Origin of the sequence: Butyrivibrio sp. (genome assembly GCF_017940685.1) — a bacterium.
GTDB lineage: Bacteria > Bacillota > Clostridia > Lachnospirales > Lachnospiraceae > Butyrivibrio.
In genome coordinates this window covers 1-14,348 of sequence record NZ_JAGAYD010000158.1, presented here as the reverse complement: position 1 = coordinate 14,348, position 14,348 = coordinate 1, and the positions used below count along the sequence as shown (strand labels likewise).

Annotated in this window: 17 protein-coding genes and 1 pseudogene; 6 read left to right on the top strand and 12 right to left on the bottom strand. The window is 40.2% G+C overall.

The features are described 5' to 3' along the window. Window positions 1-3: 3 nt before the first annotated feature. The 4 genes from J6I68_RS09990 to J6I68_RS09975 form a co-directional block, all read right to left on the bottom strand. Window positions 4-159, bottom strand: coding sequence for a hypothetical protein (locus tag J6I68_RS09990; protein WP_155942170.1), 156 nt, complete (start codon window positions 157-159; stop codon window positions 4-6). A 95-nt stretch (window positions 160-254) separates the two neighbouring features. After that, window positions 255-1,274 (bottom strand): restriction endonuclease PLD domain-containing protein, encoded by a 1,020-nt coding sequence (locus J6I68_RS09985; RefSeq protein ID WP_292220046.1) that lies wholly within the window; start codon window positions 1,272-1,274, stop codon window positions 255-257. Window positions 1,275-1,286: 12 nt separating this feature from the next. Next, window positions 1,287-1,946: a nitroreductase family protein gene (locus J6I68_RS09980; protein ID WP_028247285.1), complete on the bottom strand. Its 660-nt coding sequence runs from the start codon at window positions 1,944-1,946 to the stop codon at window positions 1,287-1,289. Next, window positions 1,943-2,653, bottom strand: coding sequence for a helix-turn-helix domain-containing protein (locus tag J6I68_RS09975; RefSeq protein ID WP_028247284.1), 711 nt, complete (start codon window positions 2,651-2,653; stop codon window positions 1,943-1,945). Before J6I68_RS09975 ends, J6I68_RS09980 begins: the two co-directional genes overlap by 4 nt. A 318-nt stretch (window positions 2,654-2,971) precedes the next feature. Here J6I68_RS09975 and J6I68_RS09970 point away from each other — a divergent pair, with 318 nt between their 5' ends. The 6 genes from J6I68_RS09970 (at window position 2,972) to J6I68_RS09945 (ending at window position 9,219) form a co-directional block, all read left to right on the top strand. Continuing rightward, the gene (locus tag J6I68_RS09970) at window positions 2,972-4,078 is read left to right on the top strand and encodes a tyrosine-type recombinase/integrase (protein ID WP_051194808.1); all 1,107 of its coding nucleotides are present in this window, start codon (window positions 2,972-2,974) and stop codon (window positions 4,076-4,078) included. A 139-nt stretch (window positions 4,079-4,217) separates the two neighbouring features. Next, window positions 4,218-6,107: a tyrosine-type recombinase/integrase gene (locus J6I68_RS09965; RefSeq protein WP_196801825.1), complete on the top strand. Its 1,890-nt coding sequence runs from the start codon at window positions 4,218-4,220 to the stop codon at window positions 6,105-6,107. Beyond that, window positions 6,104-7,591: a tyrosine-type recombinase/integrase gene (locus J6I68_RS09960; protein ID WP_158342073.1), complete on the top strand. Its 1,488-nt coding sequence runs from the start codon at window positions 6,104-6,106 to the stop codon at window positions 7,589-7,591. Before J6I68_RS09965 ends, J6I68_RS09960 begins: the two co-directional genes overlap by 4 nt. Beyond that, window positions 7,591-7,983 carry a DUF6262 family protein gene (locus J6I68_RS09955; RefSeq protein WP_051194807.1) on the top strand — a complete coding sequence of 131 codons (393 nt, stop codon included), beginning with the start codon at window positions 7,591-7,593 and terminating at the stop codon, window positions 7,981-7,983. The genes J6I68_RS09960 and J6I68_RS09955 overlap by 1 nt, the downstream gene beginning before the upstream one ends. Before the next feature lie 22 nt (window positions 7,984-8,005). After that, window positions 8,006-8,911 carry a ParM/StbA family protein gene (locus J6I68_RS09950; protein WP_028247280.1) on the top strand — a complete coding sequence of 302 codons (906 nt, stop codon included), beginning with the start codon at window positions 8,006-8,008 and terminating at the stop codon, window positions 8,909-8,911. Next, on the top strand, window positions 8,911-9,219 hold the full coding sequence (locus J6I68_RS09945) for a hypothetical protein (RefSeq protein ID WP_028247279.1): 309 nt from the start codon (window positions 8,911-8,913) through the stop codon (window positions 9,217-9,219). Before J6I68_RS09950 ends, J6I68_RS09945 begins: the two co-directional genes overlap by 1 nt. Window positions 9,220-9,260: 41 nt before the next feature. Here the strand turns inward: J6I68_RS09945 and J6I68_RS09940 are convergent, their stop codons facing one another. From J6I68_RS09940 to J6I68_RS09905, 8 genes and pseudogenes are all read right to left on the bottom strand, one after another. Then, entirely contained in the window at window positions 9,261-9,953 is a 693-nt protein-coding gene (locus J6I68_RS09940) for a hypothetical protein (RefSeq protein ID WP_028247278.1), read from the bottom strand. Window positions 9,954-10,205: 252 nt separating this feature from the next. Further along, on the bottom strand, window positions 10,206-10,934 hold the full coding sequence (locus J6I68_RS09935; protein WP_028247277.1) for a MerR family transcriptional regulator: 729 nt from the start codon (window positions 10,932-10,934) through the stop codon (window positions 10,206-10,208). Window positions 10,935-11,098: 164 nt separating this feature from the next. Beyond that, window positions 11,099-11,338, bottom strand: a complete 240-nt coding sequence (locus J6I68_RS09930) for a hypothetical protein (RefSeq protein WP_292220031.1) — start codon at window positions 11,336-11,338, stop codon at window positions 11,099-11,101. Between the two features lie 54 nt (window positions 11,339-11,392). Beyond that, window positions 11,393-11,752, bottom strand: coding sequence for a hypothetical protein (locus J6I68_RS09925; RefSeq protein ID WP_028247275.1), 360 nt, complete (start codon window positions 11,750-11,752; stop codon window positions 11,393-11,395). A gap of 15 nt (window positions 11,753-11,767) precedes the next feature. Beyond that, window positions 11,768-11,929: a Flp1 family type IVb pilin gene (locus J6I68_RS09920; protein WP_292220028.1), complete on the bottom strand. Its 162-nt coding sequence runs from the start codon at window positions 11,927-11,929 to the stop codon at window positions 11,768-11,770. Between the two features lie 20 nt (window positions 11,930-11,949). Next, complete coding sequence (locus J6I68_RS09915) at window positions 11,950-13,416, bottom strand: type II secretion system F family protein (RefSeq protein ID WP_292220026.1); 1,467 nt, start codon at window positions 13,414-13,416, stop codon at window positions 11,950-11,952. Continuing rightward, entirely contained in the window at window positions 13,409-14,071 is a 663-nt protein-coding gene (locus J6I68_RS09910; RefSeq protein WP_292220024.1) for a type II secretion system F family protein, read from the bottom strand. The genes J6I68_RS09915 and J6I68_RS09910 overlap by 8 nt, the downstream gene beginning before the upstream one ends. Before the next feature lie 43 nt (window positions 14,072-14,114). Continuing rightward, window positions 14,115-14,348 (bottom strand): annotated as a pseudogene (locus J6I68_RS09905) (CpaF family protein); the annotation flags it as partial.

Sequence of the window (14,348 nt, the reverse complement as noted above, 5' to 3'; positions counted from 1 at the left end):
CCCTTAAAAGATTCCGAACAATCCTTTTTTCTTGTCTTTATCCTTATCCGGACCTTTGTCCTTCCCTTTTTTCTTCCTATCGTTCTTTTCTTCTTCGTCCAGCATTTCCATCATGAAAAAATCGTCAATTGCATCATCCTCATCTTCAAATATTCCCATAGCTTACCTCCAGTTAGGTACACTGACCCATGATTTTACATGTGTTTTATGTTTCTACTGTAATGGTAGCAGATAGGGTGTCCTAAAAAACGGACTCATAACGTCTCATTTAGTCTTTTAAGCACATAATCTGCAAATTCCTTTGTGAGCTGGAACGGACTTCCATAGCTGATGGCATTCAAATTATCTTTCCCTCGCATGGTCACATGATCTTCTTCATGCAGACGGTGTATTATAAAATCCTCTGGCAATTCTAATGTTTTTATTTCTTCCTGCCACCATTTCTTACTAAAATCCGGTGTCAGACAACGAAGCATATATTTATATGGCCATTTATCCCATGTATCTTCTGTATATTCCTCAGGTATATCTTCGAGTACCATATAAATTCCCACTACTAAGCCATGCTCTTTGGCATGAATCACCATAACATCACCTTTATGATATGTGGCTTTTTTGAATCCAAGCTTCACATCATCCACAAATGGCTTCTTAGGATGAGGCTTTCCATCTCTCCCGATTGTCTTAAGAAAGTACCTTGTTTCCTTTGTCTTTTCAGACCGCACAAACTTTGCAGATTTAAATGACGGTTTTTCTTGCTTTGGATGCTTCTTCTTAAACTCCTGTGCCTTCCCATAAAGGTAAGACAGATATGCCGCTGAAAGTGTATGTGCAACATTGTTTCTCACATTCTTAAGCATTTCATTTTGGAGAGTTTCATCCTCTATTAAAATGCCGTACTCAATATTCTTAGTAAGTCCCTTTGTTGTAAAATTTGCTGAGGCGGTGACAAATCCTGTTGCCTTTTCTCCCTTATAAAAGAGATAAACTTTCCCGTGTAACCCGTCGTCATAAAACATATTAAGAGAAATGTTTTCCTTCTCGCAGTACTTCTGGAGCCTTGATAAAGCCTCTATGATTTCTACGCCCATGTCAAAGCCATCTATGTTTGTGTACACATAAAGATTCTTTATGGTTGACATTTCCTCAATGATCTTCTCTATATCAGGAGCCAAGAAAGGTGATACCATATAAAATGTATCTGACTTTTCAGCCAATGCTAAAAGTTCCTCTTTATGATTAAAGCCACCATTCCATGTAATTTCCACATTCATACCATCACATCCTTAAATCGGAAAGCTTTTCTCTGCTCCTATTTCAAAATGACATCTTACAATGCCGAGATCTACCTGGCTAAATATGCCGCCCTTATCCACGAAATCCACACTTTCATCCTCATTTAGTCGGATTGTAAACTTCTGCTGGTTGATAGCGGTAGGTGCTAAAAGTGCCATATCAACGCCTTTATTAAACCAATAGGGCCTATCACCCTTTGCTTCAATTACCTGCTCAGGACTCTTTGACTTATGGGGCTTACCCTTATCTTTCCCATATCCTACGGCAATACTGATGACAAGCTTTTTGTTGTTCCCGACTTCAGCGCCGATATTTTTCTGGTTAAAAGTTCCTGCCCAACAGGTATTAAGTCCAAGCTCCTGTATGAAAAGCACAAGCTTTTCTCCATAGTACCCAACTCTCTGCTCCAAAGTTTCATCATCGATTCCTACACAGGCAATAACACTCGGTGCAGATCCAAGCCCTGCAACTTTGTTAAAGAGCTTATTATAGGTCTTTCCGGCATCCTCCATAAATTGCAAATGAAGATTCCCTTCCTTGTTAAGCTCTTCAATCTTAGCTCTGATCTTTTCGACCTTATCAGCTTCAATCTTTTTTGCTTCATAATTTCTTACGGAATGTCTTTCTTTGATAGCATCTATCTCACTCATTGGTTCTCTCCTATGGCAAATGGACGTATATTGTCTTCATTTTTTATCGTAATATCCGTACTGATGCTGGTCTTTATGCTCACTTCATCTATGATCTCCTGCCCCAGTACCCTTACTACAGATATATACAGGGAGATTAAAGGAAGCTCGATTGCCTTTAATGTTTCAAAGATACCTGCATCATCTGTCACAAAACTTACCTTGCTTCCGGGCGTAAACTTCGGCTGGTTCATGATGATGCTCTGGATCTCATCCTTTGTGATATCCGCTTTTGTTACAGGCACAAAGAACCACTTATTTACTTCATTTCTTTCTATGATGATCTCAAAAGGCTCGTTATTCTGATATCCCTTGGATTCAATCCGCCAGTCATAGTTACTGTTCGCCATTCCAAGAAATACCGGATGAAAGAAATCTTTTCTTGCCACGCCTACAGGCCTGTCATCCTTATATTTCTCTGCATTATAGCCTGCAGCGTTCAGCAGCTCTTCATATGAAACTGCCCTGGTTGCAAGTGCAATCTTCTTTAAGGTGCTGATAGTCGGTGCATCCTCATTCTTTGCATTTGCATACCGGTTCATATAGGCGTAAGAAAGCCCGCACTCTTCACAAAAGGTTGCCTGGCTCCTATCTCCTCTTGCCTTTATGATCACTTCCCTGAACATCTCTTTATTAAAAGGATAGTCTGTTAACTCTTTTCTACGCATTAAGCATTCCTCTTAAAATAGCACAATAGTACAGATTGTATTTTACTATAAAGCACAGTCGTTTTCAAGAATAATGTGCTTTATGTTGATTTATTATATTAATTATCATTTAACATAATATGCTCTATTTCACTCTAAAGCATATTTCCCTATTGACATATACTGCTCTATATGCTTTATTATTGTTTAGAGCATATTTTATGTGTTTCAAGTTATGCTCTCTTGTGATTTAGAATTTTTTACACAAAAATTGTATTTCCCGTTACGGATTACATGTTTTATGTCCCACATATCTGATGAAAGGAGAAATCAGGACACATGAAATATATATATGGTCAGGCCAAAAAAGGCAGAAAAACATACTTCTATGTAAAAGATTCCGAAACGGGACAGATTGAGCCACAATGCACCAGATACTTAAAGCACAAGGTCATGCAAAACAGAGCTCACAACACAATCCTTCGCATTGCAAGAATCCTTCCGTATTACATGGATTTTCTCTATGACAGAGACCTGACATTAAATTCCGTGGCTTCTATGAAGTTCGCAGAACAGTCAGAGCACTTTTACGACTTTTTAATGTATGTAAAAAGCGGCTCTCACACAGGTTCCTACAAAGAGGTAAAAAACAATACCGCCAACTCATATTTGCAGGCAGTATTCGGACTATACAACTTCCTGCACAGAAATGGCGAGGTTCCATTTTTATCAGTGCTTGATGACAGAAACTTTTCATATGTAACACCTGTGGGCACAACAGTAAGTTCTTCTTTTCTTACCTATGATGGGTACCTTAAGAAAAATGAACATAATGCCCGGATTGCCACAAAAGAAGATGTTCAAAAGATTTTGGCCGCCTGTAACAACAATAGGGATAAACTCCTTCTCATGCTCTTAGAGGAAACAGGACTTCGTATCGGTGAGGCACTTGGAATCAGATATACGGAGGACATTGATTATGAGAAAAAACGCATCTTTGTAAGATATCGTGATGCGAACCAAAACCGCGCCTACGCAAAAAATGCAGAAGAACGTTACATGAAAATATCAGATGCCCTGTTCTCCCTATTAAATGTTTATCTATCGGAGAATGCGGATCTTTTTGAGAAAACAGATTATCTCTTTATTGTCCTGCATGGAAAAACGAGGGGTACACCTCTAACGGCAAATACGTTTTATTCATCACTTGAAACCATCGGCAGACGCTGCGGCTTGCATGTAACAAACCATATGCTCCGCCACTATTTTGCGGATGAAAGGCGCAAAGCAAACTGGGCGATTGTTGAAATCTCCAAGGCTTTAGGACACAAAAACATTGCAACCACAGAAAACTACCTGCATGTATCACCGCGCGAAATCGAAGATGCCCAGGATCTTTACCTTAAAAAAGCTACTGAAGGCGTTAATATCTCCGATTTCCTGTAGCGACAAGTTTATCCTTTTTCTCTGCCTTGTAAAGCCACCTGCCAAAACATCTTACTGACTTGACAAGGCTCCAAAAAAGGACTTTTAGCACCTAAGAGGAAAATGGATAAAACCCTTAAGGTTTAAGAAAGGAATGACTATGGCTCTACTTAAGTTAGTCGAAAGCGAAAGTTCATTATATGAAGAAATTACCCTCTCGCCTTCTGTTTTAGGCAAAAGGGTTGACTTCTTATACTCATTTTTGTCATCGCTTGGCTTTTCATCCCTTTCAGAAATTTCTGTTAATACCCTAAAAGCCTTTATTACCACTGTCCGTCATGAATTTGCTTTCTCACCAAAACAGTATTCAGCATACAAAGGAGACCTTGAGACCGTCTATTTTGCTTACATGAAAGAAAATGGACATCCGCTTACCGTATCATCCTTTGCTGAAACAGCCCGTGGCAGAAAATGTCTTACCTTTCTTATGGTGTCCGGCATAGAAAGCTTTTCTGAAATCACAGCAGATACAAGGGCTTTATATGATGATTACCTTGCTCTTTCTGTTCCGGCAAAGCACTCGGAATACTTAAAAGCCTTAGACCAGATGGTTTTATCAGAAATAAAAAAGATCACCATCCGAAGAACACCGCCCTATGAAAATAGGCTCCTCTTTCTTGGATACTTCCCGGATCCCTACATTGCAGAGAGGCTTTACTACACAGCGCGCAAGGAATTTCTTTACTTTGACTTTTCACTGCCTGCATCTGTGACTGTAAAAAAACAAATTTACAAAGTCCTGCTTTTTGACCTTTCACAGATTAAGGATCGAAAAAACCACTACATGATCCAGCACTTCATAACGCCCCTTTACTATCTCTATAAGTACTGCGTTAGTGCCGGTATTCAGGACTTAAAACATATAACAGACAAGGAAGTATCTGATTTTCATGCTTTCCTTGAAAAAAACATGGATGCGATATCAAAAAATGCTCCACAGGTTTTATACAGGGCCAGACGATTTTTATTTCTTTCAGATAGTAAGCCAGACTTTACAGCAACACTCTGGTTCCTTGAAAGATTCTCATTATCTGAAAGAGCAAACCCTACACGAGGAATTGAGTGCTTTAACTTTGGAGACGTTTCCTATGAGCACAGAGAAATCCTGCAGCACTACATGAAATATCTGCTTGTACTATCGCCCAAGTACTCTATGCAGTCATTACTTGAAAAATACTACGGAGCTAAAGAATTTACCAAATACCTTGAAGAAAAGCACAGTTCCCTATCCGAACTATCATATTCGGACATTGAAGGCTTCATAGAATACAAAGACTCTCAGGACCTTAGACCGGAAACCTATAACAGGACGCTCACCATGCTTTCCTTTTTTCTGACCACGCTTTCCGTCAGAGAAAAGCTTTTGATCCCATCGTTTCCTTTTGACTACTTCTATAAAAAGGCAAGATATCTACATCATGACAGGACTGTTGAAGAAGAAACGATTGATCAGATTTTTACAGTACTTTCCGACTTCCCCGAAACCCTTGGTCTTATGTACTTAACCCTCTATTCCACAGGGCTTCGTATCAATGAGGTCTGCTCCCTAAGAAAAGACGCCCTCTTTTCTGATAATGGAGCCTTTTGGCTTAAGATTTACCAATATAAATTGCGCTCTGACAAGCAGATACCGATACCGGAAGAAGTATCAAGGCTCTTAAGACGCCACATAACAGAAGATGATTCCGGGTCAGAATTTATCTTCCCTTCATGCAAAGACAAGAATAAGCCTTACCAGGCAGCTACTTTTGTAAAACAGATGAAGGCTCAGCTCCTTCTATATGAAGAAACAAAGGACATAGATTTTAAGTCCCATGACTATCGCCACACCATAGCTACAGACCTTCATATGTCTGGAGCTCCCCTTGGCACCACAAGAGCTTACCTTGGACACACTAGGGATGATATGACAAAGCAGTACATTGACCACCTGCCGGGTCGCATCGACCTTTTACAGGAGGAATATTTTAAGGAGAACCACATCGAATGAAACTGTATTTTAAGGATCTGCCCTGTTACAGGAATTTAACACCGGATCAAAGAAAACATAGCCTTTACGCACCAAAGCATGCCTTTGATTTATCAAGGCTCCCACCTACAGATATAAGAAATGACTTTGCCGCCTTTATATATGACAGGGCAGAAAAGATATCCTATCTCTCCCTGCGTAGCGAGCAAACAAACTTTCATAATTTTGCTGACTTTATTACTGATACCTTTCCGGAAATAGAGCACCTTACAGACCTTCCTCTTAAGGACATGGAAAGGCGGCTCCGTGTATATCTTCTCATGAACGAAGAAAGACTTTCCTATGAAAAGTACCGGTCCGAGCTTGGAAAAACCTATAGGGCAGATAACCCAATGTTTTACTACTTAAGAGCAGCCTATAATTACTTTCTTCCAAAGGAAGATGAAGGCTTTTCACTTGAAAATGATATCTGGAAGTTAGAATCGCTTCCTTTCCCTGTACGGGACTCCCCTATCAAGGAAAGAAAACAGATAAACTTCTCAAAGATCAGGCAAGAGGACATAAAAAAAGAAATCAAAGATGCCGCTCTATATCACTTAAAAAGACGCTCTGTAAGCTATGTATCTGTGGAAATCATGGCAGTAAATTTTCTCTCTGAATTTTTACAAAAATCTTTCCCGGAGATCATATCCTTAAAGGACTTTAGCCGGGAACTTTTAGAGGAATACCTGTCATACCTCTACCTTGAATCAAAACGTAAAAAGGACTACAGGACAGAACTGTCTGCCCTAAAAAGCATCTTTATCGTGGTTGGAAAGCTATACTCCTATGACAACCTAAAAGGAATTTTCCTAAAAAGTGACTTTTCTAAGCACAAAAGAACCATATACAAAAGCTACTCTGATGCAGAGCTGCAAAGACTCCACGCAGGCTATAAGCTCCTTGATAAGCAGACTGCAAGGCTCCTGCTAATCCATGAGCTTTTAGGGCTTCGTATATCCGATACCATGACGCTAAAAAAGGAAAATGTCTTCTTTGGAGAAAAGCCACACGTAAAGATATGCCAGCCCAAAACCGGAAATACCTATGAAAAGACTATCAATGAAGAACTATGCTCGCTCCTTAAAGCCAGCATAGAGGAAACTGCAAGTATATACGGCGATTGTGATTATATCTTTGTCTCAGACAAGGATCCCACAAAGCCCCTGACATATGCTTCTCTTTCCTACCGCTTTAGAACTATGGTACAGACCCTTGACCTGCTTGATGATAACGGAAAGCCCTTTACTGTTGGAACGCATCTTCTAAGGCATACATACGGAAAACACCTTTGTGACCTCTTTGCTGATGATGCAACAATAGCAGCTCTTCTTGGGCACAAGTCCATAAGCAGTGTGGCATATTACAGGCAGATGAGTCCTAAGACCTTAGCAGAAAGCACAAAGCCTGTAATCGACAAACGTAATGAAAAAATCAAAAAATTTAAGAAAGGATGGATGGAATAATGAACAACTACGACAACATGCTTCTTGCAAATAAGAAGCTATCAGAGGAAAAGAAGATCCTCGCAATTGACACTATAAGACGCATGGTAAAAGCAAACGAACACATATCAATCGTTGAACTTACCAAGCTTACTGGACTTTCAAGATCATTTTTCTATAAAAACGAACAGGTAAATGATGAACTTATGAAAGCCCTTAAGTCTCAGGAAGGAAAAATCTTATCCTCCCGCAGGGACAAGACCTTAAATGAAGCCCTTAAAGAAACTGTGAAAATGCAAAAAGACGAGATTGACCGCCTGCGCATGGAAAAAAGCCAGCTTGCCTTTGCTCTTAAAAGGCTTCAGGACGAGAAACAAAACGATGTTGATTTTGCACTTATTGAAAAACTTTAATTTACAAGGAGGATTTTAAACTATGGCAGCATATGTAATCGGAGTAGATGTAGGATACGGAAATACCAAGACATCACACAACTGTTTTTCTTCAGGAGTAAAGAAACTCCCCGGAAAACCGCCCCTTGCTACAAGGGTAATTGAAACCACAGAGGGCTTTTATGCAATCGGAAACGGCAAAGTATCCGTACAGAAATCAAAGACAGAGGATGAAAACATGAGAGTCCTTACAATGGCAGCTATCGCTGAGGAACTTAAAAAGACCGGCACCACTGTTGCAGACGTACATCTTGGTGTGGGTGTTCCCCTTACCCGTATGGGTGCAGAGAAAAAAGACTTTGTGGAATACTACACCAAAAACCGCCGCCTTATTTTCAAATATGAAGATGTGCAGTACTCTGTGACACTTCTTTCCGTTGATGTATTCCCTCAAGGATATGCCGGGATTGTTTCTTTCATGAAAGACTTCCACAAATCAGCCCTTGTCATTGATATCGGCTCCTGGACAGTGGATATTCTGCCTCTGACAGAATTTATCCCTGATCAGACAAGATGTAAGTCACTTCCACTTGGAACTATCACCTGCATGAATGACATCAACGAAGCTCTTCGTCAGAACCTCGGGCAGGAAGCTGATGAAACCACCATCAAGGAAGTCATGATCTACGGAACAAGCGATATCCCTAAAGACTACCTTGATATCATAAAGACAGGTCTTACATCCTATGCTACAAACCTCATGGATCAGATCAGAGCCTTAAACTTTAACTCTGACCTTACCCAGTTTATCTTTATCGGAGGCGGGGCAACCATCATGAAGCACTTCCTCTCCGAGGCAGATAAGAAAAATGCCCTCATCCTTGATGATGTATCTATCAATGCCAAAGGATATGAGGAACTTATCCGTCATAAGATGGGAGGCAGGTAATGAACGTCAAAAGGAAGACCGTTCGTTTTCAGGACACTCTTTCAGATCTTGCTGTATACGATGCCATTACAGACTATAAGAAATACGGCTACCGTTCCGAAAGCCACATGGTAATTGAAGCGGTACGCCACCTTATAAATGAGGACCCTGCACCAAATGATGCTGAGAAATTGGCTGACCTTATAGCAGAAAGACTTTCCGGAAAGCTTACGCTATCTTCCCCAAATACAGATACCTCTCCAAAAGAGGATACAAAAACAGAGGAAGCCGCCTTTGATGCAGCTCTCTCATTTCTTGATAGTTTCTAAAAATTATGAGCCAGGAGAACAAGTCTCTTGGCTCATTTACATTACTGGTTATTCAATTTCTCAGCAAGCTTCTTTCTCTGTCTTCTTTCGTGTTCAAGTCTTTCCTGAATTTCATCCATTCTCTTAAAGATGTCCGCGATTGCTTCTGTCTCATCTTTAGGACGCTCCGCAGATGCATTCTTGTTTCTGGCAGCTATGTCTTTTGCAAAGAGCTTTCCAAATGCCCATCTGACAAAGGGCTGTATAAAGAATACTTGTGAAAAGAATGCAAACGGAAAGTTATGACATACAAGCTCTACCCAGTTTGCAAGAAGTGTAAAGACATTAAACCCGTTATAATATGGATAATACAAAAATGCAGCAATAAAGCTCATTGCCGGGCACATGATAAGAACAGTACATGAAATGATAGCTGTTTCAAATATCATTGGATGATTATTCTTAGGGTCAAACATCCTGCATGCCATCTTAAAGGACATAGGGCTTCCCACAAGGCACTCCAAGGCATACGCAAAGCAGAACTCCACAATTACAACGGCCCATATAGGAAGCATCCTTCCAAACATATACACGCCACCCTGAGTTTTAATAGCTCCAAGCACACTATCTGCCCCTGTTATCTCCATAAGTAGTTTCCCGTTTACAACGTATAAGCTGTAAAACACATACCCATGTACAGTAATAATTACTGTAAGTAGGGCGAAGATCATTCTTTGAAATTGATTTCTCGGCATTAGTTATCCTCCCTTTGACATAAAAAAACATGTAGCCATAGCATTATCTAAAACGGCTTGATATGTTCTAACATACGTACCGTGATCAGATTTACGTGCTATGCACTACATGTGTCGTTTATGTTTCTCTGTTTAATTTTCAGATTTTAAAATACCACAATTTTCTCTATATTTTCAAATGATTTTTTCCATTGAACATAGCTAATAAAAAAGATATGCGCCAGGAGAACAAAGTCTCTTGGCGCAGCCACATTATTTTCCGCAATATACCTTTATAGCTTCAAAAACAAACTCTGCAGTTCCTTCTCCCCCCATCTTATTGATGTTATCCGTAAACTCACCGCCTCCGGCATACATCTTTCCAAGGCTTGAAAGGATCTCGTTTGAACACTTATAAAAATGCTCAGTTATAAAGCTCTGAAGTTTCTTTACCTGATCCTGTACCTCAACCGTGGCAGGAGCCTTATCCTTCAAGCCACCAAACTCCTCAAAGATCTTCATGAAATCAGCCATCATATGCTCTTCATCGCTCTTTGATCTGTTCTTATTCTTTTCTTCAAATTCCTTATACTCAGGGGTCTTGCCCCACTGCTCTTTTGCTCTTTTAGCATACTCATCGAGCTTGCTAGAATCAAATGCTGTAAAATCCAAATGTCTCACTCCTCTCAGTTTTAATCCTTTGCACATCTCGATCAGATTTTCGATATGCTCTTTCTTTAGTTCCAAAAGCCCTATCTGCTGATCCAGTGCTTTACTTTTGTCAAAATCAGATCTGGTTATAATATCCTTTATATCTTTTAGCGGAAACTCAAGCTCCCGAAACAGTAAAATCTGTTGCAATTTTTCCAGAGCTGCATCGTCATACAGTCTGTACCCGGACTCCGTATACTCTGCCGGCTTAAAAAGTCCAATTTTGTCATAATACTGCAAGGTGCGTATACTCACTCCTGTCAGCTTACTTACTTCATTTACTGTCATCATGGCTCTCATCTCCTTCACGTGTAACTATACCATAAACTATTACGTAACGTAGGAGTCAACACATTTTTTTAAGAACCCCCTAAAAAAAATGAGCCAGGGCAATTTGCCTTGGCTCACACATATCTCTTCCCACGACAGCATAGGCTGTAATCAATGTTAATCAGCTACTTCTTTATTCTTCTTCCACAAATTGGACAATAGTTGACTTTGATAAAAGACTCTCGTTGTTCCGAAGTCCTTGGGTTAAGCACTACAATTCCAAGTTTCTTTGTATCCGGGTCAATCAAAACCCATATATATTCATCCCCACCAAATCCAAGCTCAATCTTAGCTGTCAATAAACTTCCTTCATAGTAATCCTCATGATTATCACAATATTTGCACATAAGCGTCTCTCCTATCACCTATGCCGCCTTAATTGTATTATTGCATCTTACCTGTCCATTAAACCTCGCCTATTAAAGGGCCATCATGAGCTCTCTATTCGATACCTTTGTAATTCTGTTCCTAAGCTTCAATTTCTTCTTCTGATACCTATCGTGACTCATAATCTCTGATACCGCTGGAGCTATATCCTGATCCTTATAGCAGAAATGTACATGATATAATCTTCCATCATGGCTATGATACAATACCAGCCCCGGGTACCCTTCCTTATCAAATTTCTTTATAATCCAATAGTGCCCTGAATCTATACTTATCACCTCGGCACTATCTATATTCCAATTTCTTATCTTAAAATATCCGCATGTCAAAAGGAACTCATCAAATTCTGTAAACATTATTTTTACCTTTTCTAAAAAAACTAGACCTATCATTACATAATACTTTTCTCATATACATCTAAAATTTCCACATAAAATGCGGCTTTTATCGGCTATACAGATTCCCACGATGATAAGGATTACCTCAACTGTGCCCATTCCAGACTCATCCTTCCAAAACTTTAATGCTCCATTTGCGATCTTTTTTCCAATATTCTTTAATTTATTCATTTTTCTTTTCCTCCATTGTTTTAAAATGCCATGTATGCCGGGATCATTATCATTGCCATGACAATTACCAGCATGATTATCATTGGTAATAAAAGCTTTGTGCCTGCTTCCTCACCGGTTTTCTTGACCTTATCCATTCTCTCTTCAAAGGCCTTTTTCGATTCTTCTGATAGAAGAAGAAGGAGCTCGCCATTGCCCTTCCTTATGTTCTGGGATAAAAGAGTAGATAATCTGGTGTACTGCTTCGTAGCACACCTTGCACCAAATCTTTCATAGGCTTCGCTCTCTGATGCTCCGGTCTTAAGTTCTCTGCTTACCCTTAGTATCTCCTCGTAAAGGTATCTCTTTTCTGCGCCGCTTTCCCGCTTTTTCACATAGGAAAAAGAAAGCTTCTCAAACACGTTCCTTACTGTCATACCTGCTCCCATGTACAAAACAAGCTTTGATACAAACTGGGGATAATCTGACAACAACTCCTGCTGCCTCTCTTCCATGGTCTTTTTAAGTTCCTTGTCCTTTAGGACGTAGGAAGCGGCGCCTCCAATAAGAGTAAGAAGGAGTAAAAGTAAACTGTTATCCTTTAACTTCTGACTCCATATGATCTGATGATCTTCGTAGTTCTCCGGAAGGAGTATCTCCCCATCCTCAGCTGATTCTTCATCCGCACTTCGGAGCATCTTTTCTATTTCTACATAGGCCCTTTCTGCTGGATTTAAGACCTTTGGCAGGATATTTGCATAAAACACCTGCTGATAGCGAAGATCTTTGTAGCTGTAATTAGCCACAAGCTCAACCACCACACCTTCTTCAGGGATCTTCTCCTCAATGAGCCGTCCATCAAAATGCATAACCTCGTAGTTATCAAGCTTCCACCTTATGTCAAAGGGAAATCCCTCTATGGTCTCTGGAAGATAAAGATCTGTTGTGACCCTGTCAAAACTCTCATTGCCATTAAGGACCACCGCTTCAAGCTCCCTGGATGCAAGCTCAAACAACTTCCCTGCCTCTTCGTCAGTAAAAACTCTTGTTTCCACAGAAAGATGATATTGCCCAAGCTCATTTCCGGCTTCGTCGCTGGCCACCAGGTCAACGCCATACTCTTTTCCTCCAAAGTCACTTCTTTCAAGGCTTCCTTTTTCAGTAATCTTTCCCTCAGTGCCTGAACTTATGCACAGCATCAGTGACAAAAAACTTCCTGCAGTAGCCATCAAAAGAACGATACTTATTTTTCTGATAAAGTACTCAGTCTCAAGGCTCTCAAGGTCCTTTCTGTGCTCCAGCGTCCCAAGGTAAGTTCGTATCTTTTCTCTGGAAAAAGAAAATGGTCTTTCCTTCAATTTTTGGAAAATATAAAGAGAAATCTTAAGAAATACGCGGCTTATGCCTGTATCCTCCACTCTTTCAGGAAGGTCCAGGTCCTTTGATAATAAGAACAAAACCAGCATAAGGATCGGGATTATCAGATACAAAAAGAAAAGTTTAGACATTAATGTTCACTATCCTTTCTGACATAAGATACGCTGTGATGTACAGACCTGCACATACGGTCATGAAGATGATTCCAAACAGATTGTGATATAGGGGATCAAAAAAACCGGAACTGGTGAGACTTATATAAAAGATTATGAAAAATGGCACCAGATTCATTATCCTGGCTTCCATCCTTTTTGCGCTTATCAGCACGTCGATCTCTTTTTCCACATCCATCTTTTCAGAGATCACAGAAATGGTGCGGCCTATTATCTGGGTTAAGTTGCCTCCGCTTTTCTTTGCCACGGCAAACACTTCCGCAAAGTCTAAGATGTCAGGATTACCTGTATCCTTTCCCATTTTGTAGATGAGCTTTTCTATTGGAACATTGTTCTTTAGCCCCTTCTTTAGCTTTGTAAGTGCGCTGTAGATAAGGCTCTTTTTCCCATAAAGCATCTCCATATCGTGGCAAGCCTCAATAAATGCGTTCTCCGCGGAATACCCCGCCTTTAAGCAGGTAAGAACAGAGCTTATTGCGTCCCTGAACTGTATGCCCACCAGTCGCCTGTTTCTTTCATTCTGCCGCTTCTTTTGATAGACAAACCAGAAAAGACACACTGGCGAAAGAAGAAGTACCGCAAGAAGCGAATCGTAAAACAGCTCGCCAAACATAAAGGCAATAAATATCCCCTGCAGAAATAGCGGGATATCACTTTTACCCGGACGGCAGTCTAAGACCTGCTGCCAAAAGTTTTTCAGTAGCTTTAAGTTCACCAACTTTCCTCCATTTCCCAATTACTTTTTCTTTGCTCATACTCTCACTCTCCTCGAACCTGAACAGCGTGTTCACTTTGATCCTTCCGCTTCTTTCATCAAGTTCTTTTTCAAGCTCGCATATCTCAAGGACCTTTCTGCTCCTGTCACGAAGTCTTCCAAGGTGGACCACAAT